Origin of the sequence: Streptomyces sp. SM10 (assembly GCF_002910915.1) — a bacterium.
In the GTDB taxonomy this organism is placed as follows: Bacteria; Actinomycetota; Actinomycetes; order Streptomycetales; family Streptomycetaceae; genus Streptomyces.
This window is the reverse complement of sequence record NZ_NEUF01000183.1, coordinates 1-20,853: the sequence shown is the minus strand read 5'-3', so window position 1 is coordinate 20,853 and position 20,853 is coordinate 1. Positions and strand designations below refer to the sequence as shown.

At 71.1% G+C, this 20,853-nt stretch carries 21 protein-coding genes and 1 pseudogene; 9 read left to right on the top strand and 13 right to left on the bottom strand.

Going from position 1 to position 20,853, the window contains the following annotated elements; genetic code table 11:
- The 4 genes from B9S57_RS30945 to B9S57_RS30925 form a co-directional block, all read right to left on the bottom strand.
- Positions 1-1,205: hypothetical protein (locus B9S57_RS30945; protein ID WP_103760492.1), on the bottom strand; the 1,205-nt coding region annotated here is incomplete at its 3' end.
- Entirely contained in the window at positions 1,195-1,764 is a 570-nt protein-coding gene (locus tag B9S57_RS30940) for a DUF6114 domain-containing protein (protein ID WP_103760473.1), read from the bottom strand. The genes B9S57_RS30940 and B9S57_RS30945, both read right to left, overlap by 11 nt.
- 92 nt (positions 1,765-1,856) lie before the next feature.
- Positions 1,857-2,498 carry a DUF6230 family protein gene (locus B9S57_RS30935; RefSeq protein WP_103760472.1) on the bottom strand — a complete coding sequence of 214 codons (642 nt, stop codon included), beginning with the start codon at positions 2,496-2,498 and terminating at the stop codon, positions 1,857-1,859.
- 598 nt (positions 2,499-3,096) lie between these two features.
- Positions 3,097-4,074, bottom strand: a complete 978-nt coding sequence (locus B9S57_RS30925) for a tetratricopeptide repeat protein (protein WP_103760471.1) — start codon at positions 4,072-4,074, stop codon at positions 3,097-3,099.
- A 319-nt stretch (positions 4,075-4,393) separates the two neighbouring features.
- Here B9S57_RS30925 and B9S57_RS30920 point away from each other — a divergent pair, with 319 nt between their 5' ends.
- Positions 4,394-5,029, top strand: a complete 636-nt coding sequence (locus B9S57_RS30920; protein WP_103760491.1) for a TetR/AcrR family transcriptional regulator — start codon at positions 4,394-4,396, stop codon at positions 5,027-5,029.
- Positions 5,030-5,036: 7 nt separating this feature from the next.
- Here the strand turns inward: B9S57_RS30920 and B9S57_RS30915 are convergent, their stop codons facing one another.
- From B9S57_RS30915 to B9S57_RS30900, 4 genes and pseudogenes are all read right to left on the bottom strand, one after another.
- The gene (locus B9S57_RS30915; protein WP_103760470.1) at positions 5,037-6,737 is read right to left on the bottom strand and encodes a methylmalonyl-CoA mutase; all 1,701 of its coding nucleotides are present in this window, start codon (positions 6,735-6,737) and stop codon (positions 5,037-5,039) included.
- 84 nt (positions 6,738-6,821) lie between these two features.
- Complete coding sequence (locus B9S57_RS30910) at positions 6,822-7,154, bottom strand: DUF3817 domain-containing protein (protein ID WP_103760469.1); 333 nt, start codon at positions 7,152-7,154, stop codon at positions 6,822-6,824.
- Between the two features lie 51 nt (positions 7,155-7,205).
- Positions 7,206-7,721, bottom strand: a complete 516-nt coding sequence (locus tag B9S57_RS30905; protein ID WP_103760468.1) for a MarR family winged helix-turn-helix transcriptional regulator — start codon at positions 7,719-7,721, stop codon at positions 7,206-7,208.
- Between the two features lie 9 nt (positions 7,722-7,730).
- Positions 7,731-9,066: pseudogene (locus B9S57_RS30900) on the bottom strand (MFS transporter).
- A 69-nt stretch (positions 9,067-9,135) separates the two neighbouring features.
- Between B9S57_RS30900 and B9S57_RS30895 the strand changes: the two are divergent.
- Positions 9,136-10,122, top strand: coding sequence for a DUF5937 family protein (locus B9S57_RS30895; protein WP_103760466.1), 987 nt, complete (start codon positions 9,136-9,138; stop codon positions 10,120-10,122).
- A 30-nt stretch (positions 10,123-10,152) separates the two neighbouring features.
- On the opposite strand, the gene B9S57_RS30890 is transcribed toward B9S57_RS30895, so the two are convergent.
- The 3 genes from B9S57_RS30890 to B9S57_RS30880 all read right to left on the bottom strand — a co-directional run bounded on the left by B9S57_RS30890 (position 10,153) and on the right by B9S57_RS30880 (position 12,314).
- Positions 10,153-11,514 (bottom strand): glycosyl transferase, encoded by a 1,362-nt coding sequence (locus tag B9S57_RS30890; RefSeq protein WP_103760465.1) that lies wholly within the window; start codon positions 11,512-11,514, stop codon positions 10,153-10,155.
- Between the two features lie 159 nt (positions 11,515-11,673).
- A complete protein-coding gene (locus tag B9S57_RS30885) occupies positions 11,674-11,967 on the bottom strand; it encodes an MTH1187 family thiamine-binding protein (RefSeq protein ID WP_031091528.1) in 294 nt (97 codons plus the stop codon).
- Positions 11,964-12,314: a DUF3817 domain-containing protein gene (locus tag B9S57_RS30880; protein ID WP_103760464.1), complete on the bottom strand. Its 351-nt coding sequence runs from the start codon at positions 12,312-12,314 to the stop codon at positions 11,964-11,966. Before B9S57_RS30880 ends, B9S57_RS30885 begins: the two co-directional genes overlap by 4 nt.
- Positions 12,315-12,523: 209 nt before the next feature.
- On the opposite strand from B9S57_RS30880, the gene B9S57_RS30875 reads away from it, so the two are divergent.
- From B9S57_RS30875 to B9S57_RS30855, 5 genes are all read left to right on the top strand, one after another.
- The gene (locus B9S57_RS30875; protein ID WP_103760463.1) at positions 12,524-13,156 is read left to right on the top strand and encodes an AIM24 family protein; all 633 of its coding nucleotides are present in this window, start codon (positions 12,524-12,526) and stop codon (positions 13,154-13,156) included.
- Entirely contained in the window at positions 13,156-13,806 is a 651-nt protein-coding gene (locus B9S57_RS30870; RefSeq protein WP_103760462.1) for an AIM24 family protein, read from the top strand. The genes B9S57_RS30875 and B9S57_RS30870 overlap by 1 nt, the downstream gene beginning before the upstream one ends.
- Complete coding sequence (locus B9S57_RS30865) at positions 13,803-14,582, top strand: AIM24 family protein (RefSeq protein WP_103760461.1); 780 nt, start codon at positions 13,803-13,805, stop codon at positions 14,580-14,582. Before B9S57_RS30870 ends, B9S57_RS30865 begins: the two co-directional genes overlap by 4 nt.
- Positions 14,583-14,677: 95 nt before the next feature.
- The gene (locus tag B9S57_RS30860) at positions 14,678-15,154 is read left to right on the top strand and encodes a MarR family winged helix-turn-helix transcriptional regulator (RefSeq protein WP_103760460.1); all 477 of its coding nucleotides are present in this window, start codon (positions 14,678-14,680) and stop codon (positions 15,152-15,154) included.
- A gap of 152 nt (positions 15,155-15,306) precedes the next feature.
- On the top strand, positions 15,307-15,774 hold the full coding sequence (locus B9S57_RS30855; protein WP_103760459.1) for a hypothetical protein: 468 nt from the start codon (positions 15,307-15,309) through the stop codon (positions 15,772-15,774).
- A gap of 51 nt (positions 15,775-15,825) precedes the next feature.
- Here the strand turns inward: B9S57_RS30855 and meaB are convergent, their stop codons facing one another.
- Together meaB and B9S57_RS30845 are read right to left on the bottom strand one after the other, a co-directional pair.
- Positions 15,826-16,797, bottom strand: coding sequence for a methylmalonyl Co-A mutase-associated GTPase MeaB (gene meaB, locus B9S57_RS30850; RefSeq protein ID WP_103760458.1), 972 nt, complete (start codon positions 16,795-16,797; stop codon positions 15,826-15,828).
- Between the two features lie 31 nt (positions 16,798-16,828).
- Positions 16,829-18,031 carry an acetyl-CoA C-acetyltransferase gene (locus tag B9S57_RS30845; protein ID WP_103760457.1) on the bottom strand — a complete coding sequence of 401 codons (1,203 nt, stop codon included), beginning with the start codon at positions 18,029-18,031 and terminating at the stop codon, positions 16,829-16,831.
- Positions 18,032-18,166: 135 nt separating this feature from the next.
- Here B9S57_RS30845 and mce point away from each other — a divergent pair, with 135 nt between their 5' ends.
- On the top strand, positions 18,167-18,595 hold the full coding sequence (gene mce, locus B9S57_RS30840; RefSeq protein ID WP_103760456.1) for a methylmalonyl-CoA epimerase: 429 nt from the start codon (positions 18,167-18,169) through the stop codon (positions 18,593-18,595).
- Between the two features lie 243 nt (positions 18,596-18,838).
- The coding region (gene scy, locus B9S57_RS30835) for a polarized growth protein Scy (protein ID WP_308457428.1) at positions 18,839-20,853 on the top strand (2,015 nt) is incomplete at its 3' end.

The following is a 20,853-nucleotide window of genomic DNA, read 5'->3' as shown; positions in this document are numbered from 1 at the left end:
ACGGTGGCGTTGGTGAAGAACGCGAACGGTACGTTCAGCGGCGGCGGGGTCTCCGGGCTGAAGGTGATGGGGATGATGCCGAAGAGGTTGCCCTTCAGGCTCTCCGTGTACATCGTCACCGTGCCGCCCCGGATGGTGGAGGTCGAGCCCTCCTCAGCCTTGACGTGGCCGGTGGTGCCGGCCGGACCCGTCGTCAGCTGGTGGAGGTCCCTGATGTCGATGGTGTCGGCGGTGAACTTCAGCACCTTCTTGACGGTGCCGTTGTACGTCTTCACCTCGACGATGCCGTGGTAGTCGAGCCCCGTGAGCGTGAGCTTCGAGGTCTCCAGCGTCCACGGGTCGTCCGGGAGCAGCGGGACGCCCTGCTCCAGGTCGGCCGCGGCGAGCGCGTCCGGGTCGGCTGTCGGGCAGGGGAAGCGCTCCTTGGCGCCGTCCGGGATGTCCTCGTCCTTCACCGGGTCGAGGCCCTTGACGTCGTCGCCGAGCTCCTCGACGTCCTCGCCCGCCTTGTCGGCCGCGTCGCGGATGGCGTCGGTGGTCTTGTCGACCGTCTCCTTCGCCTTCTCCGTGGCCTTCTCCACCGGCTTGGTGGCGGTGGCGCTCTCCGTCGGCTCGGGGTTCTCGGTGGTGTCCTCGGGAGCCGGCTCGGCCGTCTCCTTGTCCGGTCCGTCGAAGAGGTCCTTGAGCGCGTCGCCGACACCCAGCGGGTCGAGGGGGTTCTTCGACTTCGTGGGCTCGGGGGTGGCCGAGGTGGCGGCCTTGTCCTCGGAGGTCTCCCCGGGCGCGTCGTCCTCGGAGGCGCTCGCACTCGCGGAGGGCTTCGGCGCTGCGGTCGCGCCGCTCTCGTCGTCCTTGCCCGCGTCGTCCTTGCCCGCGTCGTCCTTGCCCGCGTCGTCGGACGGCGTGGCGCTCGGGGTCGGCTCCGCCTCGGGTTCCTGCGACTCGGACGGCTCGTCCGACCGGGTCACGCAGGGCCCCGGCGCGAAGGGTATGTCCGTGTTGTCGTCGGCCATCGCCAGCTTGGGGGTGAGCCCCATGCCCACGAAGACGGCCGTCGGCATCGCGGCGAGCGCGAACGCCTTCTTGCCCGCCGGCATGTGCAGCTTCGTCAGGAGCGACTTCCTGGGCGCCGCGTGGCGGGGCCCTCTTCGCTCCGGAAGTTCCTCCGTCCCGAAGCCGTCCGTCTGCCTGTCGTCACCCCGCACGATGCCTCCCACCGTCGGCCTCCGCCGTCGCCGCCTTGAACAGCATCGGCTTCCGCGGGGCCTCAGCCGTGCCGGGGAATTCCTGCGTGTGCTCCGGGGCGGCGGGGGCGTCGCCCCGGGACATCTGCGCCTGGTGGCCCTCGGACGCCGGGGCGCCCTCCGCGTCGGCCGGGGCCCAGGCGATGGAGAGGGCTCCGCCGAGGAGCGAGAACAGGAAGCCGACGATGAAGCCGCCTATGTTGGCGACGGGTATGGAGATCAGCGCGAGCAGGATCGCGGCGACGCCGGCGAACACCCGCACGATGTGGTGGAACCACATCGTGAAGCCGAGCGTGATGAGCAGGATCCCGATGATCAGCGACCCCGCACCCGCGGTGGTGGACATCGCGATCGTCATGTTGCCGAGGTGCATGTTGGCGTACGGGAAGTACGCGATGGGTAGACCACCCAAGATGGTGAACAGGCCCGCCCAGAACGGCCGGTTACCCCGCCAGGTGCGGAATCCCCGCCGGTAGACGGTGAGGTGGTGCTCGTTCTGCCCTGTGGACTCGGGGCTCATGGAAAACAGCTCCCTGGAACCGGTACTGCTGTGAGAAGAGAAGGGGTGGGTGGCCGGAGACCCTCACGGGGCCCCGGCCACCCGGGCGAGTGCTAGAAGCACTCCTTGACGCCCTTGTGCAGCTTCAGGCTCAGGTTGCTCAGCTTGAAGGTGCCGGCGGTGGTCGCCCACGCCGTCTGCTCCACATTGGACAGCGTGGCCTTCTCGGCACGCTGCGCGAAGCCGTTCGGGTTGACGGCCTTCTCCGTACCGGACTGGATACCCGGCTTGCCGACCGAACCGGCGGCGACACCGATGTCGATGTTCTCGAAGTACGCGTCGGCGTCCAGCTGGGCGACGTCGAGGTACAGGTTCGTCGCCTCGACGGGCTTCTTCGGGTCGGTGCCCGCCTTCAGCTGGAGGCTGACGCTGCCGAGACCGAAGGGCAGGTTGGGCGTGACCACCGACTGGCACATGTTGGTGATCGTGGCCTTGCTGAAGCCCGACACCGCCACCGGGTGGGCCGCGTCCTTGCCCGCGAGGTCCTTGCCGACCGCGACGCTGCCGTACTGGACGAAGTCCTCACCGACGAGCTTGTCGGTGGAGACCTTGAAGCTCTGACCGGAGACGCTGAACGACGCGGCGAGCGCGCCCTGCGCCAGGCCGACGCCGACCGCTGCGGTCGCGACGACGCTCGGCACCATGACCAGAGCGAAACGCTTCCATCTGGTACCACCGCGAACCTGCGAACTCATAAATTTCCTCCTTCTCGGACGTACATCTCCGGTACGGGCATCGTGCCCGCCCTGGGATGGGAGAAGTGCTACGTCCTCGGGAAGGAGAGCGCCCGGACCGGAGGCGCGTACCGCATCCGAATCACCGGCGATCACCCCCGAGCGACAACCACTGACCGCGCGTCTGCGCGACCGGTTCGGACAGGCCCTGCCCAGGGGCAGGAACCCCCCTGTCCGCGATCGGCGCCACTGCCGCCGACCACCCGGTGGGGACCCAACGGACCACCTGCGCCGACTGGCCGTCGGGCTGGCGGTATTGGACCGAGCGTGGCCGATCGTGGTGCATTCGCGGCCATGACACAAGGGGGGTCGTTACTCACTAGTAACGGGCCGATAACCCGCATACGACAAAGGGGTACCGAATGGCCACACAGGGTGGCACCGAGGGGTTGCGCGAATGGTGGAATTCAACCCCGAATGTGGACAGACCACTTGAGGCGATTTACTGCCAGTAACAGTGCGTACTTTTATCAAGTTTTGGTAAAGCAGACGGGTTCCTTGTCGTTCACCCGCGAAAACGGCCGTGGCGCCCCGAGGGCTCCACGGCCGTGTTGTCACATCAGAACAAGACGCGCGCCAGTGCGGTCCTGGCCGCGGTGACCCGCGGGTCGTCCGGCCCGATCACCTCGAAGAGCTCCAGGAGCCGGACCCTCACCGCGTCGCGGTCGTCGCCGAAGTTGCGGCGGACCGTCTCGACGAGCCGGCCGAAGGCGTCCTCCACATGGCCGCCCACGAGATCCAGGTCGGCGGCGGCCATCTGCGCGGCCGGCGCGGCCGGATTCTCCGCGGCCTCCTTGCGGACCTGCTGCGGGTCCATGCCCGCGACCCGGCCCAGCAGTTCGGCCTGGGCGAGTCCGAGCTTCGCCTCGGTGTTGATCGGCTCGTCGGCCAGGACGCTCCGGTACGCCCGGATCGCGCCGTCGAAGTCGTTGGCGTCCAGCGCCTGCGCGGCCGTCTCCAGCTGTGCGTCGTACGGCCCGGCGGGCACCTCGGCGGGGACGCTCTCCTCGCCGTCGGTCCCGGCCTCCGGGTCCACGACGATCCCGGTGAGACCGAAGCGCTCCTCGCCGACCTGGATCAGCTGGTCCAGCGTCTCGCGGATCTGGCTCTCGGGGGCCGCGCCCTGGAAGAGCGGGAGGGCCTGCCCGGCCACCACGGCGAAGACCGCGGGGATGCCCTGGATCCCGAACTGCTGCATCAACATCTGGTTGGCGTCGACATCGACCTTGGCCAGCACGAAGCGGCCGTTGTACTCGGCGGCGAGGCGCTCCAGGAGCGGGCCGAGCTGCTTGCACGGCTCGCACCACTCGGCCCAGAAGTCGATGACGACGGGGACTTCGGTGGAGCGCTGGAGGACGTCGGTCTCGAAGCCCGCCTCGTCGACGTCGATCACCAGGGAGGCGGGGGCCACGGCACCACCGCCGCCCTGGCGGGCGGACTCCGCACGGGCCTGCTCGGCCTTGGCCTTGGCGTCGTTGGCCGCCTTCACAGCGGCGAGGTCGACGACGCCGCTCATGGACATGTTCCTAGGCTGCATACGTACATCCTCCCCCCTGCGCGCGCTGCCGCGAAAAGCGATCCGTGAACCGTCCCCGCCCGAGGCCACACCGGAGTGTGCGGCGCGCGGACGGAAACGGTCCCGGGGCCCTGAAAAACCCCGTGGTCGGTGCCGGGTCCCCACCCGGCGCCTGCGGTTGTCGAACGGTCGTGGCGCGGCGACGGACCGGCCGTCGCTTCTTACGCTACGACCCGTAGCGTAACTGCCCGCACCCCCTGCGGCGCAAGAGCGCACGGTGATCTGTCTCACGGGCTCCGGGGCCGGTCAGCACTACTTACCGGCCGGTATGGTCACCCGCATGCTGAGCCGCAGCCCCACCGAACCCACCCGATCCGGACGTCCCCGCAGCGCCGAGGCCGATGCCGCGATCCTGGAGGCGACCCGTGCGTCGCTGGTGGACCTCGGCTGGTCGAAGCTGACGATGGGCGATGTGGCGACACGGGCCGGGGTCGCCAAGACGACGCTCTACCGCCGGTGGGCCGGCAAGAACGAGCTGGTCGTGGACGCGGTCGCGGTGCTCTTCGACGAGCTGGAACTGCCCGACCTCGGCAGTCTCGCGGCCGACGTGGAGGCCGTGGTGCTCCAGTTCGCGGCCCTGCTGGAGCGGCCGGAGACCAAGACGGCGCTGATGGCGGTGGTCGCGGAGTCGACACGCGACGAGGCGCTGCGGGACCGGATACGCAATTCGATCGTCGCCCGGCAGAAGCGGCTGGTCCTGCAGGGGCGCGAACGGGCGGAGGGGCGCGGGGAACTGCCCGTCGAGCAGGACCCCGCGGTGGCGGCGCGCACCGTCGACCTGATCTTCGACGTGATCGCGGGCGCGGTGGTGCACCGCGCGCTGGTGAGCGCCGAGCCCGTCGACGCCGACTGGGCCCAGCGCTTCACCCTGCTGCTGCTCTCGGGACTGGGCGCGGCGGCCTCCCAGGAGGCGTGACCTCGCGTCAGAAGCCGGGCGGCTCCGTGTAGACGCCCCACTCGTCGCGCAGCACGCCGCAGATCTCGCCGAGCGTCGCCTCGGCCCGTACGGCCTCCAGCATCGGCCCGATCATGTTCGAGCCGTCGCGCGCCGCGGCCAGCATCGCGTCCAGCGCGCCCCGGACCACCGTCTCCTCGCGGCGCCCCTTGCGGTCGGCGAGCTCGCGCACCTGCTCACGCTCCACCTCGTGGCTGACCCGCAGGATCTCCAGGTCGCCGGTGACGGACCCGTGGTGGACGTTGACTCCGACGACCCTCTTCTCGCCCTTCTCCAGCGACTGCTGGTACCGGAAGGCCGACTCGGCCGTCTCGCCGGTGAACCAGCCGTCCTCGATGCCGCGCAGGATGCCGGAGGTCATCGGGCCGATGGGGTGCCTGCCGTCCGGGTGCGCCCGGGTACCCCGCTCCCTGATCTGCTCGAAGATCTTCTCGGCGTCGGCCTCGATGCGGTCGGTGAGCTGTTCGACGTACCACGAACCGCCCAGCGGGTCGGCGACGTTGGCGACGCCGGTCTCCTCCATGAGCACCTGCTGCGTCCGCAGCGCGATCTCGGCGGCCTGCTCGGAGGGGAGGGCGAGCGTCTCGTCCAGGGCGTTGGTGTGCAGTGAGTTGGTGCCGCCCAGGACAGCGGAGAGCGCCTCCACGGCGGTGCGTACGACGTTGTTGTAGGGCTGCTGGGCGGTGAGCGAGACTCCGGCCGTCTGGGTGTGGAAGCGGAGCCACTGCGCCTTGTCGGTCTTCGCGCCGTAGGTCTCCTTCATCCAGCGTGCCCAGATCCGGCGGGCGGCTCGGAACTTGGCGATCTCCTCGAAGAAGTCGAGGTGCGCGTCGAAGAAGAAGGAGAGTCCGGGGGCGAAGGTGTCGACGTCCAGACCGCGGGAGAGGCCGAGCTCCACGTATCCGAAGCCGTCGGCGAGCGTGTAGGCGAGCTCCTGCGCGGCCGTCGCCCCGGCCTCACGGATGTGGTAACCGGAGACCGAGAGCGGCTTGTACGCGGGGATGTCGCGGGCGCAGTGCTCCATCAGGTCGCCGATGAGGCGCAGGTGGGGCTCGGGCTGGAAGAGCCACTCCTTCTGCGCGATGTACTCCTTGAAGATGTCGGTCTGGAGCGTGCCGTTGAGCACGGCAGGGTCGACACCCTGGCGCTCGGCGGCGACCAGGTACATGCAGAAGACCGGGACGGCGGGGCCGCTGATCGTCATCGAGGTGGTGACGTCACCGAGCGGGATGTCCTTGAACAGGACCTCCATGTCGGCGGCCGAGTCGATGGCGACACCGCAGTGCCCGACCTCGCCGAGCGAGCGGGCCTCGTCGGAGTCGCGGCCCATCAGGGTCGGCATGTCGAAGGCGACGCTGAGTCCGCCGCCGCCGTTGGCCAGGATGGTCTTGTACCGCTCGTTGGTCTGCTCGGCGTTGCCGAAGCCGGCGAACTGGCGGATGGTCCAGGTCCGACCCCGGTAGCCGGTGGCGTGGAGTCCCCGGGTGAAGGGGTACTCGCCGGGCCAGCCGATCCTCTCGAACCCCTCGTACGTGTCGCCGGGGCGCGGCCCGTAGACGGGCTCCACCGGGTCCCCGGAGAGCGTGGTGAAGTCCGCGTCGCGCTTGCGGGCCTTGTCGTAACGGGCCTGCCAGCGCCGGCGGCCTTCCTCGATCGCTGATGCGTCCATGGATCAAATTTACTAGGACGTCCTACTAAATGTCGACGGCAAACCGCCCGGCGCTTTGCGCGGGACGGTCCGGGTGGTGCGGGATCAGGCCTTGACGGCCTGCGGGGAGCCGTCCGAGACCAGCGGCTCGATCTCGCGGACGACCTTCCGCTCGACGAAGAACGCGGCGGTCGGGATCGTGCCGGAGACCAGCACCCAGAGCAGCTTGCCGACCGGCCACTTCGCCTTGGAGCCCAGGTCGAAGGCGAAGACCAGGTAGATGATGAACAGGACACCGTGGAGCTGCGAGACCACGAGGGTCAGGCCCTCGCCGGTGTCGAATCCGTACTTGAAGACCATGCACACACAGAGGATCATCAACATGACGGCGGTGACGTAGGCCATCACCCGATAGCGGGTCAGCACGCTGCGTTTCATGGCATCGAGCGTAACCGGACCTTCGGGGCGATCTTCGGGCGCCCCGCCCCCTCACTCCCGCTTGTCGTCGAAGTCCTGGGCCGCCACCCGCAGGGGGCGGAGCATCGCGAAGATCTCGGCGCACTCCTCGGCGTCGTAGGCCCCCAGCCCGAAGTCCATCTCCATGAGGTCCTGACTGGCCGCCTCCACGACCTCACGGCCCTTGTCCGTGATGGAGGCCAGGGTTCCGCGCCCGTCGTTGGGGTTGGGGCGCTTGTCGACCAGCCCCGAGCGCACCAGCCGGTCGACGGTGTTCGTCACGGAGGTGGGATGCACCATCAGGCGCTCGCCGATCTTGGACATCGGCAGCTCACCGGCCTGGGAGAAGGTGAGCAGGACCAGCGCCTCGTACCGGGCGAAGGTCAGCCCGTACGGCTTGACCACCGCGTCCACCTCGGCGAGCAGGATCTGCTGCGCACGCATGATCGACGTGATCGCGCCCATGGAGGGCACCGGCCCCCAGCGCCGGTGCCAGAGTTCCTCGGCGCGGGCGATGGGATCGAAGGGGAGGCTGAGCGGCTTCGGCACGGCACGACCTTACCCACTGGTCACATGGCGGTCAGCTCTGTCTCGCACTTCGGTACCGGACGCGTGTTCTACGCACCTCCACGGCGAGCAGAAGCGTGCAGAGGGTGCCGAGCGCGCCCGACCACGCGATCACCTCGTGCACCGGGAGGAATTCCGCGGCCAGCCCGGCAAGCGCCATGCCGAGGCCCTGGACCGTCATCAGCCCGGCGGTGAGCAGAGTCATGGCGCGGCCCCGCAGGTGTTCGGGGACCGCCTCGACGAACCACTGGTCGAGCCCTATGACGTACGCGGCACCGGCCCCGGCCAGGACGAGCGCGGCCGGCGCCAGGACCGTGCCGGGACGGAACGCGTACAGGGCGAGCGGCAGCAGCCCGAGGGCGGCGGCCGGCAGCACGATCCGGGAGCGTGCGCGGGGGCCGAGGGCGGTCCCCACGTACAGCTCGGCGCCGATGTGTCCGACGGCCATCGCGCCCATCAGCAGCCCGACCCCGGCGGGACCGGCACCGATCGCGTCCGCGTAGGGCGCGGCCAGGGCCTCCGGGGCGACCACGAAGAAGGCCGGGACCCAGAAGAGGAGGAGCAGACCCAGGATCCGCCGGTCGCCGAGGACGGCACGGGCCCCGGAGAGCGAGTCCGCGAGCAGGGCGCCACCGGTGCCCCCCTCGGTGCGTGCGGGCCGGTCCCGGGTGCCGAGGCGCAGCAGCGCGGCCGAGGAGAGGAAGGTCAGCACGGTGACGGTGATCGCCCCGCGCGCGGACAGCGCGGTGAGCAGCACCCCGCCCGCGCCGAAGCCCACGAGCAGGGCGCTCTGCGAGACGAGGCGCAGCAGCGAGCGCCCCAGCACGTAGAGGTCGCCCTCGCCGAGGATGTCGGTGAGGGCCGCCGTCCGGGTCCCGGTGAAGACGGGCGCCACCGCGGCCACCAGGCAGCGCAGCGCGAGGAGTCCCCAGACGGGGGTGGCCTGCAGCACCATCACGGCGACGCAGCCGGCGCAGATCAGGTCGCAGATGACGAGGACCCTGCGGGCGGGGTAGCGGTCGGCGACCCCGGCGAGGAGCGTGCCGCTGACGGCGTACGGGAGGAAGCCGAGCGCGAAGGTGAGGGCGGAGAGCAGGGGGGAGCCGGTCAGTTCGTAGACGAGCACGGTGAGCGCCAGTTCGCTGACGACCACGCCGAGGAGCGAGAGCAGGTGCGCGGCGAAGACCGCCCGGAACTCCCGCACGGCGAACACCGCCCGGTATCCCCCGGCGGCGGGGTCCGGACCAGCGCTTTCCGGGGGCGGGGCCGGCGCACCGGCGGGCTCCTCGCGGGGCGTACCCGCCGGTGCGGTGATGTCCTTCGGCATGGACGCAGGATGGTGCAGAGACCCGTCGCGTCCGTAGACTTTCGGCTCACGCCGAAACCTGGGTGCCTCATGCCGTTCCATCTGCACTTCGACGAGAGCGATCTGCTCCGCTGCCGCTTCGCGCTCTCACCGCTCTGGGAGACGCAGGAGGCCGTGCGCACCCTGAACCGCCCCGCCCGGCACGGCTACCACCTGCCGTGGCTCCGGCGGATCGAGGAGGGTGCCGCGGGGCTGGATCTCACGCCGCTGTGGAGGCTGATGCCGGAGCCCGGCTACAACCCGGACTTCCTCTGCCCGCCGCCGCTGGGGCCGCTCGCCACCTTCGCGGAGGAGCTCAGGGCCCTGCGCGCGACGGATCCGGCCACCGCACGCGCCGACATGGCCCTCGCCCTCGCCGACACCCCGGGCGCCGCGCACTCCCCCGGCGGGCGGCGGATGCTGGCCGACCCGGCGCGTGCGGTCCAGGAGCTGGCCGACCTGCTGGAGCGGGCCTGGCACGTGATGATCGAGCCGCACTGGCCCCGGCTCCGTGCACTGCTGGAGGCGGATGTCGCCTTCCACTCCCGCCGTCTCGCCGAGGTCGGCTTCGAGCGCCTGCTCGGCGAGATCAGCCCCCGGCTGCGCTGGGCGGACTCGACCCTGACCGTGGCCGGCACCCGGGGGAACCACAGCCGGGTCCTGGGAGGGCAGGGGCTCGTCCTGATGCCGAGCGTCTTCGCGTGGCCCGATGTCATCGGCGGCTACGAGGCCCCGTGGCAGCCGGCCGTGATCTATCCCGCGCGCGGGATCGGCGGGCTGTGGGCGGAGTCCGCCGAGCGGACGCCGGACGCGCTCGCCCGGCTGCTGGGAGGGGCCCGCGCCGACGTGCTGTGCGCCCTCGGGGAACCGGCCGGGACGAGCGCCCTGGCGCACCGGCTCTCGCTCGCCCCGTCCTCCGTTTCCGCGCACCTGTCGGTGCTGCGCGCGGCGGGACTGCTCACCTCACGGCGCTACGGCCACCAGGTCCTGTACGAGCGCACCCCGCTGGGCATCGCGCTGGCGGCCCAGGAGTCCTGAGCGCGGAGCCCTCCCCCGGGCGGGGACGGTTCAGCTGCCTCCCGCCGGGGTGGCGGTGGAGGCCAGGGCGGGCCCCGTCGTCGCGTCGGCCTCCTGCGCGGGGCACACCGGGCGGGACCGCTCCCCGACGGGACGGCTTCCGCGCCGGCGCACGACCGTGAGGACCTGCACCGCCCCCGACAGGAGAGCGGTGGCCAGGGGGAGTACCGCCCGGACGCCCGTCTCCGTGTGCGTGCAGGCCAGCAGGAGACTCAGTGCCCCGAGCAGACAGGTGGCGGCCGCCACGGGGCGGCGCAGCAGCGTCAGCGTGTAACTGAGCAGACGGCCGGGCCCCACCCGGAACAGCGCCTTCCCGTACTGCCGCAGCAGCACCCCGCTCGTCCCGGCGATCCGGCCGGGACGGTGGGCGGCCCGGTCCGCCGGGGAGACGGACCGCACGTCCGGGGTCCGGACGGAGCGCCAGTACCGCCCGGTCGACGGGTTGCGCAGGCGGTGGATCGCGAATCCCGTGGTCAGTTCCCCCGCCGCCGAGTCGTGGAAGCCTCCGGCCTGGCGCAGCGCCGCGACGCGCACGACGGCTCCGGCGCCGGTGAGCACGGGCGTGCCGTGGCGGTTGCCGGCGCGCTGGACCAGCGCGCCGTAGGAGGACTGCCGGGCCACGGCGGCTGCGCCGCTCCCGCCCGGCCCGACGACGAAGGCGACGTCGGGGTCCCCGAAATGGCCCGTCGTCAGCTCCAGGAAGCCCGGCCGCGGGACGTCACCGGCGTCCACGGTGGCGAGGACGCCGTAGCCGCCGCCGTGCTTGGCGAGCCAGGCGTTGTGGTTGCCGTGCTTCGCGCCGGCCCGGTGCGGCCCCCTCTCCTGGTTCCACTCGGGCACCCCCAGCCGGGTGAAGTGGTGCACGCCCAGCTCGGCGCAGAGCATCCTGGCCTCCGGGTCGTCGCCCTCGTCGAGCAGCCAGACGTCCAGCGGACCGGGGTGGCGCATCCGTACGGCACCCTCCAGGGTCGCCCGCACCGCGGAGAGGGGCGCACCGCCCGGCACGTACGTGACGAGGAGCGCGGCCTCGGTGGCGGGCTCGGGAGCCACCGGGCCCGGGTCCCCGGCCACCGACACGGCGTACACGACGGCGACCGCGTTGACCAGCAGCAACAGCTCGGTCAGGCCGACGGACACCAGCATCACGGAGTCGGCGAGCACCAGCCAGCGCCCGCCTTCCCCGCGTGCGGTCCAGTGCGTGGGCCACAGCAGGTGGAGCAGGAGCAGTCCGGTGAGCGCGGGGACGAGAGCCGTCAGGAGCACCGCTCCTGTCCGCCGCGTCACCCGGTACCCGCTCGCGGGCGGTTCCGCGAGGAGTCCGCCGCTGTCGTGGTCGTCACGCTCCGACGGCATCACGCCTCCCATGGTCGAATACGCCGGTATGCCCACAGAAGGGGAGATACGGCAAGGTGTCGACCGGGAAGGACCGAGTGAGGGGATTTCTTCGCCCGAACGGGAAGAGCCCCCGGGGCCGGGGGCTCTTCGTGTGCGTGGGACGGCGCGGACGGCGCGTCAGCCCGCCAGGTGTCGCTCGACCGTCTCCACCTTGGACGTCAGACCGTCGGTGACGCCGGGCCGGATGTCGGCCTTCAGCACCAGGGAGACGCGGCCCGCACGTGCCTCGACGGCGGCGACGGCGCGCTTGACGACGTCCATGACCTCATCCCATTCGCCCTCGACGGAGGTGAACATCGCGTCCGTGCGGTTGGGCAGCCCCGACTCGCGGACGACGCGGACGGCGTCGGCGACGTACTCACCGACGTCCTCGCCCACACCCAGCGGACTGACGGAGAAGGCGACGATCACGCGCTGACCGTCCCCTCGGCGCGGGCACGGGCGGCGATGACGCCGTCGGCCTCGTACCGCTTGAGCAGCTTCTCGCCGTAGAGCCCGCCGAAGGGCAGGACCGCGAGGAGGAAGAACAGGGCGACCCGCTTGAGCGGCCACTTGGCCTTCACCCAGACGTCCAGGAGGAAGACCACGTAGAGGGTGAAGAGAACGCCGTGCAGCATGCCCAGCGGCATCATCAGGTAGTCGATGTCCGAGACGCGGCTCAGGACCGACCCGAAGAGGATCAGGGCCGGGAAGGACAGCGCCTCGGGAAGCGAGATGAGGCGCAGCCGGTGCAGGGCGGAAGCGGTCTTGATGTCCACGAGGGCACCTTCGGTGGGAGGGGCGTGTCGGCTTGTGAACGCAGGCACAAGCACATCCATTGTGGCATCGGCCGCGCACCTCTCCGGCAGGGGGGCCGCACCCCGCACCCCCGGCACGTATCGGCGCATATCAGGGTCACCTCAGGGTCGGTACGGGCCTCCCGGCCCTGTCCGCCGGACCCCGCTGCCGCTACCGTCGCACCGTGGCGATGTTCCGACTCCAAGGCAGCAAGACGCTCGCCGTCGACCTGACAGGCGACGCCGTCAAGGCGAAGAACGGCTCGATGGTCGCGTACGACGGCCGGATGGCGTTCAAGAAGATGTCCGGCGGCGGTGAGGGCCTGCGCGGCATGGTGACCCGCCGGCTGACCGGCGAGCAGATGGTGATGATGGAGGTGAAGGGGCAGGGAACCTGCTATTTCGCCGACCGGGCGAGCGAGATCAACCTGGTCTCCCTGCACGGCGAGACGCTGTACGTCGAGGCGAGCAACCTGCTGGCCACCGACGCGGGGCTGCGCACCGGCACGTCCTTCACGGGCCTGCGCGGCGGGGCGAGCGGCAACGGGCTGTTCACGACGACCGTCGAGGGCACCGGCCAGGCGGCGATCATGTCGGACGGCTCGGCCGTGGTGCTGCGGGTGACACCCCAGTACCCGCTGAACGTCGACCCCGGCGCCTACGTAGCCCACCAGGGCAGGCTCCAGCAGCACTTCCAGTCCGGGGTGAACTTCCGGACGCTCATGGGTGAGGGGTCCGGCGAGTCCTTCCAGATCCGTTTCGAGGGCGACGGGCTCGTCTACGTCCAGCCCAGCGAGCGGAACACCGTCGGGGGCGATGTCTGATGCCGTTCCGCGAGATCAACTCGAAGATGGTCGAGGCCGTGGTGGAACCCGGCCGAAAGATGTACAGCCAGCGCGGCGCGATGATCGCCTACCGGGGCGACGTCTCCTTCACGCCGAACATCCAGGGCGGCCAGGGCGGTCTGGCCTCGATGATCGGCCGGCGGGTGGCGAACGAGGCCACCCCCCTGATGACGGTCGAGGGCAGCGGCACGGTGATGTTCGGCCACGGTGGGCACCACATCCAGGTGATCAACCTGGCCGGGGACACCCTCCACGTCGAGGCGGACCGGCTGCTCGCCTTCGACGGGACGCTCACGCAGGGCACCATGTTCATGGGCTCGCAGGGCGGGGTGATGGGCATGGTGCGCGGCCAGGTGACCGGGCAGGGCCTGTTCACGACGACACTCAAGGGCCATGGAGCGGTCGCCGTGATGGCGCACGGCGGGGTGATCGAGCTGCCGATCGCACAGGGGCGGACGGTGCACGTGGACCCGCAGGCCTACGTCGCCCACCACGGGGACGTGACCAACAAGCTGTCCACCGCGCTCGGCTGGCGGGACATGGTGGGGCGCGGCTCCGGCGAGGCGTTCCAGCTGGAGCTCAGCGGCAACGGTGCGGTGTACGTCCAGGCGTCGGAGGAGAAGCTGTGAGCACGCCGGTGATTTTCGACCCGATGACGCTGCCGTCGGACGACAACGTCAACGCCTACACCTTCTGCGTGGAGCTCAAGGGGAGCCAGTGGTTCCTGCAGAAGGGCAAGATGATCGCCTACTACGGGCAGATCGACTTCAACGGCATCGGCCACGGGCGCTTCGAGCGGCTGATCCGGACGAGCTTCCACTCCCCGCTGCACGCGAGCGACTGGGTGGTGGCCGAGGGCAGCGGCAAGATGCTGCTCGCCGACCGGGCCTTCGACGTGAACTCCTTCGACCTGGAGGACGGCAACCTCACGATCCGGTCCGGCAATCTGCTGGCGTACCAGCCGACGCTGGCGCTGAAGCAGTCCATCGTGCCGGGGTTCCTGACGCTGATCGGGACGGGGAAGTTCGTCGCCGCGTCCAACGGTCCGGTGGTCTTCATGGAGCCGCCGCTGCGGGTGGACCCGCAGGCGCTGGTGGGGTGGGCGGACTGCCCCTCGCCGTGCCACCACTACGATCACGGGTACATGACCGGAGTGATGGGCGGGCTCCGCTCGCTCACCGGGATCGGGGGCACCTCGGGCGAGGAGCACCAGTTCGAGTTCGTCGGGGCGGGTACGGTGCTGCTCCAGTCGACCGAGGTACTGATGCCGGAGCAGGCCACCGGCGCCGTGCCCCACCAGCCGGGAGTTCCGGGAGGCGGCCCCGGTGGCGCGGGCGGTCAACACGGCTCCACACCCCGCATGCCCGGTCAGCTGGGGGACCTCCAGCGTCGCTTCGGGCTGTGAACGGTAGTCTGCGGAGTGTGACGCCCGGCAGCGCGTGCGCGGAGTCACACTCCCAGACTTCGTCCGGCTTTCAACATCTTAGGTAGAATCCATACATGGAGACCGAGACGGCCACTCGCTGGCTGACCGACGCGGAGCAGTGCGCCTGGCGTACCCACCTGGACGTCAGCAGGCTGCTGACGCATCAGCTGGAGAAGGACCTCCAGCCGTTCGGCCTGACCATGAACGACTACGAGATCCTGGTCAACCTCTCCGAGTCGGACGACCAGCGGATGCGGATGAGCGATCTCGCCGCCGCCACCCTGCAGTCCAAGAGCAGGCTCTCGCACCAGATCACCCGCATGGAGAACGCCGGCATGGTCCGGCGCCAGCACTGCGAGTCGGACCGGCGCGGGCTGTTCGCGGTCCTCACGGACCTCGGCGCGGAGACGATGAAGAAGGTCGCGCCGCACCATGTCGAGTCGGTGCGCAGGCACTTCATGGACCTGCTCTCCCCCGAGGAACTCGCCGCACTGCACGCGGCGCTGACCCCGATCGCGGACCATCTGCGCGGGCGGCGCGGCAAGCTGTAGCCGCTCGTCCCCGCACCGCCGACGCCGTCTCGATCGAGGACCACGGTGCGTGGGCCCCGCTTCCGACGGCGCCGCCTGCCCGGCCACATCACGTGGCCGGGCATGTCCGTACGCAGGGTCGGACCTCAGGGCCTCCCTGCCAGGATCGAAGGATGGAGACCTCACTCACCGGGGCGGTTCAGCTCTGGATTCCGACCGCACTCGTGTGCACCGCCGTGGCCGTGGCGGTACGGCGCCGACAGCGCGCACCCGGACTCCTGCGGGCGTCGTCGATGGCCGCACTGGCGTGCATCGCGTTCCTGAACGCGGTGACCACGTGGTTCCTGGGGCTCGCCCAGCCCGGTCTGGACATCGAGGAGTCGTGCGTGAGCAGGACCGGCTCCTTCGACGACACCTGGAACGCCGCGCACTACCTGGAGTCACAGCGGCTCTTCCCCCTGCACGCGAAATGCGGCGCGACCGTGGATCTCGTTCCCGCGTGGGTGAACCCCACGATCGTCGTGCTCCTCCTTCTCTCCGGCGGCTGCCTGTGCGCCGCCGCCTTCCTCACGGTGCGCGGCTTCGCCCGGAGGAGGGTTCCCGGTCCCACCGGTGCCCGGCTACCGGGGACGAGCGCCTGACCGGCGAGTCCCGGGGGCGGCCCGCACGCCGCCCCCGGGGAACCGTGGACCTCAGCCGCCGGCCGGCAGCCCGGTGATCCCCGCGACCAGCTCGTCCGCCGCCGCGTACGGGTCGATGCCTCCGGCCACGATCCGTTCCGCGAGCGCGTCCAGCCGGCGGTCGCCGTGCAGATCGGCGATCTTCTCGCGGAGGGCCGTGACGGCGATCGTCTCGACCTCGCGGGCCGCACGTGCCGTCCGCCGCCCGTCCAGGACGCCGTGCTCCTCCATCCACGCCCGGTGCTTCTCGAGGGCCTCGACGACCTCGTCGATGCCCTCGCCCCGGGCCGCGACCGTCTTCACGATCGGCGGCCGCCAGTCGCCGGGGCCCCGGGACTCCCCGAGGCCCAGCATGTGGTTGAGCTCGCGCGCGGTGGCGTCCGCGCCGTCCCGGTCGGCCTTGTTCACGACGTACACGTCACCGATCTCCAGGATTCCGGCCTTCGCCGCCTGGATGCCGTCGCCCATGCCCGGGGCGAGGAGGACGACGGAGGTGTCGGCCTGGGAGGCGATCTCCACCTCCGACTGGCCGACCCCCACCGTCTCCACGAGGATCACGTCGCAGCCCGCCGCGTCCAGCACCCTGATCGCCTGCGGCGCCGACCAGGCCAGTCCGCCCAGATGGCCGCGCGTGGCCATCGAACGGATGTAGACGCCCGGGTCGGAGGCGTGCTCCGACATCCGGACCCGGTCCCCGAGGAGCGCGCCCCCGGAGAACGGCGACGACGGGTCGACGGCCAGGACCCCGACCCGCCTGCCGTTCCTCCGGTAGGCGGAGACCAGCGCCGAGGTCGAGGTGGACTTGCCGACACCCGGCGATCCGGTCAGGCCGACGACGTAGGCGTGGCCCGCGAGCGGTGCCAGGGCGGCCATCACCTCACGCAGCTGCGGTGAGGCACCCTCCACCAGGGAGATGAGCCGGGCCACCGCACGCGGTCTGCCCTCCCGCGCCTGCTCGACCAGGGTGGGGACGTCCACCTTCACGCTCGGCCTCCTCGCTCGCTCGTACGGTGTACTACTTGCCCGGTACGCGGATGATCAACGCGTCGCCCTGACCGCCGCCGCCGCACAGGGCAGCCGCCCCGGTGCCGCCGCCGCGCCGCTTCAGCTCCAGGGCCAGGTGCAGCACCACACGGGCGCCGGACATGCCGATGGGGTGGCCGAGCGCGATCGCGCCGCCGTTCACGTTCACCTTGTCGGAGGTGACGCCGAGGTCCTTCATCGACTGGACCGCGACGGCCGCGAAGGCCTCGTTGATCTCGATGAGGTCGAGGTCCTCGACACCGAGGCCCTCCTTCTTCAGGGCGTGCCGGATGGCGTTGGACGGCTGCGACTGGAGCGAGTTGTCCGGGCCCGCCACATTGCCGTGGGCGCCGATCTCCGCGATCCAGTCCAGGCCCAGCTCCTCGGCCTTGGCCTTGCTCATGACGACGACGGCGGCGGCGCCGTCGGAGATCTGCGAGGAGGTGCCCGCGGTGATCGTGCCGTCCTTGGTGAAGGCGGGCCGCAGCTTGCCGAGGGACTCGGCGGTCGTCTCGGCGCGGATGCCCTCGTCCTTGGAGAAGAGGACCGGGTCGCCCTTGCGCTGCGGGATCTCGACCGGGGTGATCTCGGCCTCGAAGATGCCGTTCTTCTGGGCGGCGGCGGCGCGCTGGTGGGACAGCGCACCGATCTCGTCCTGCTCTGCGCGGGCCAGGCCGAGACGGGTGTTGTGCTTCTCGGTGGACTCGCCCATCGGGATGTTCTCGTAGGCGTCCGTCAGACCGTCGTACGCCATCGAGTCGAGCATCTCGACCGCGCCGTACTTGTAGCCCTCGCGGGACTTCGGGAGCAGGTGGGGAGCGTTGGTCATGGACTCCTGGCCGCCGGCCACCACGACGTCGAACTCGCCCGCGCGGATCAGCTGGTCCGCGAGCGCGATCGCGTCGAGCCCCGAGAGGCACACCTTGTTGACGGTGAGCGCCGGGACGTTCAGCGGGATCCCCGCCTTGACCGCGGCCTGGCGTGCCGGGATCTGCCCTGCCCCGGCCTGGAGCACCTGGCCCATGATCACATACTCGACCTGGTCGCCGCCGATACCCGCCCGGTCCAGCGCCGCCTTGATGGCGACGCCTCCGAGGTCGGCTCCGGAGAAACTCTTCAGCGAGCCGAGAAGACGGCCCATGGGCGTCCGGGCGCCCGCGACGATCACTGAGGTGGTTCCGGTCGTTCCAGACATGAGGCACAGCCCCTTGGGATTGGTTGTGAACGAGGGTTTACCTGAATGTACTGAGCGGTACGGCGCCCGTCATCCGGCTGTCGGTGTGATCGCGCGCACGTTGCGTAACCACCCCCGGGGCGCTGCACTGGTTCCATGCTGACGCGAATCGACCACATCGGAATCGCCTGTTTCGACCTCGACAAGACAGTGGAGTTCTATCGCGCGACCTACGGCTTCGAGGTGCACCACTCGGAGATCAACGAGGAGCAGGGCGTCCGGGAGGCCATGCTGAAGATCAACGGCACCTCGGACGGCGGGGCTTCCTACCTCCAGCTGCTGGAGCCGACCCGTGAGGATTCGGCCGTTGGCAAGTGGCTGGCGAAGAACGGCGAGGGAGTGCACCACATCGCGTTCGGGACGGCGGACGTCGACGGGGACGCCGCGGACATCCGCGAGAAGGGCGTCCGGGTGCTGTACGACGAGCCCAGGACCGGCTCCATGGGCTCCCGGATCACCTTCCTCCACCCCAAGGACTGCCACGGTGTGCTGACCGAACTCGTCACCTCGGCAACAGAGCACTGACCCGACCGATACCCGGCCCGGTAGAGTGGGCGGTTCCGGGCCGGAGCCGGGTCGGGGCCGCGCCGCGTCCTCGCCGTTGATCTGTCACCATTCCCCGGGGCACCGCTCGCCGGCGAGCGGTGCTCGTACGGAGAATTGCGACGAGGGTTGGGGTCTCCCCTGCTCGAACAGAGTTGAGAGCTCGGGTTGGGGTGTCCCCTGCTCGAACGAAGTTGAGAGCTCGGGGAAGGATGGGACCGCGCAGTGCGGGGCTACGAGAGCCAGCAGAGCCACCGAGCTGACGACGACCATCTCTCGCGGTTCGAAGCCGAGATGGACCGGCTGAAGACCGACCGGGAGAAGGCCGTCCAGCACGCCGAGGACCTCGGTTACCAGGTCGAGGTCTTGCGCGCCAAGCTGCACGAGGCACGGCGCAGTCTGGCGACCCGTCCCGCGCACGACAGCGCGGACATCGGCTACCAGGCCGAACAGATGCTCCGCAATGCCCAGATCCAGGCCGACCAGTTGCGGACCGACGCGGAGCGCGAGCTGCGCGAGGCCAGGGCGCAGACGCAGCGGATCCTGCAGGAGCACGCGGAGCACCAGGCCCGTCTGCAGGCCGAGTTGCACGCAGAGGCCGTGCAGCGGCGCCAGCGGCTCGACCAGGAGCTGGCGGAACGCCGGCAGACCGTCGAGTCCCACGTCAACGAGAACGTCGCCTGGGCCGAGCAGCTGCGGGCCAGGACCGAGTCCCAGGCCCGTCGGCTCCTGGACGAGTCGCGCACGGAGGCCGAGCAGTCGCTGGCCGCCGCCCGTGGCGAGGCCTCCCGGCTGGCGGAGGAGACCCGCCGCCGCGTCAGTTCCGAGGCCGAGTCGGCCCGTGCCGAGGCCGAGTCGACACTGCTGCGGGCCCGCAGGGATGCCGAGCGGCTGCTCGCCGCCGCCTCCACCCAGGCGCAGGAGGCCACCAGCCACGCCGAGCAGCTGCGCTCGACGGCCACAGCCGAGACCGATCAGACCCGGCAGCAGACCGCCGAGCTGAACCGCACCGCCGAGCAGCGCATGCAGGAGGCCGAGACCCGGCTGCGCGAGGCCCGGCTGGAGGCCGAGAAGGTCCTGGCGGAGGCGAAGGAGGCCGCGGTCAAGCGGCTGGCCGGCGCCGAGTCGCAGAACGAGCAGCGCACCCGTACGGCCAAGTCCGAGATCGCCCGGCTGGTCGGCGAGGCCACGAAGCAGGCCGAGACGCTCAAGGAGGAGGCCGAGCAGGCGCTCGTCGACGCCCGGGCCGAGGCCGAGCGGGTGGTCGCGGAGGCAGCCGAGAAGGCCCGCACCCTGGCCGCCGAGGACGCGGCCGCCCAGCTCGCGAAGGCGGCCCGCAGCGCCGAGGAGGTCCTGACCAAGGCCTCCGACGACGCCACGTCCACCACCCGGGCCGCGAGCGAGGAGGCCGACCGGATCCGCCGCGAGGCCGAGGCCGAGGCGGACCGGCTGAAGAACGAGGCCGCCGAGCAGGCGGACCAGCTCAAGGGCGCGGCCAAGGACGACACCAAGGAGTACCGGGCCAAGACTGTCGAGCTGCAGGAGGAGGCCCGCCGGCTCCGCGGCGAGGCCGAGCAGCTGCGCTCGGAGGCCGTGGCCGAGGGCGAGCGGATCCGCGGCGAGGCCCGTCGCGAGGCCGTGCAGCAGCTGGAGGAGGGCGCTCGTACCGCCGAGGAGCTGCTCACCGAGGCCAAGTCCGACGCCGAGGAGCTGCGGACCTCCGCCGGCACCGAGAGCGAGCGGGTCAGGACCGAGGCCGCCGAGCGCGCCGCCACCCTGCGCAAGCAGGCCGAAGAGGCGCTGGAGCGCAGCCGCGCCGAGGCGGAGAAGCTCCGCGCCGAGGCCGAGGAGCAGGCCAACGCCCTGACCGCGGCGGCGGAGAAGGCGGCCGAGGAACTGCGCGAGGAGACCGAACGCGGGGCCGAGGCCCGCAAGGCCGAGGCGGCCGCCGAGCTGACCCGGCTGCAGGCCGAGGCCGAGTCCCGGGTGACCGCTGCCGAGGAGGCGCTCGCCGAGGCGCGTACGGCGGCGGAGCGGATCCGCCGCGAGACGAGCGAGGAGTCCGAGCGGCTGCGCGCGGAGGCGGCCGAGCGGGTCCGCACGCTCCAGGAGCAGGCCGCGACGGAGGCCGAGCGGCTGCGTACCGAGGCCGCCGCCGACGCCGCGCAGTCCCGCGCCGAGGGCGAGTCCGTGGCCGTACGGCTGCGCAGCGAGGCCGCCACGGAGGCCGAGCGGCTGAA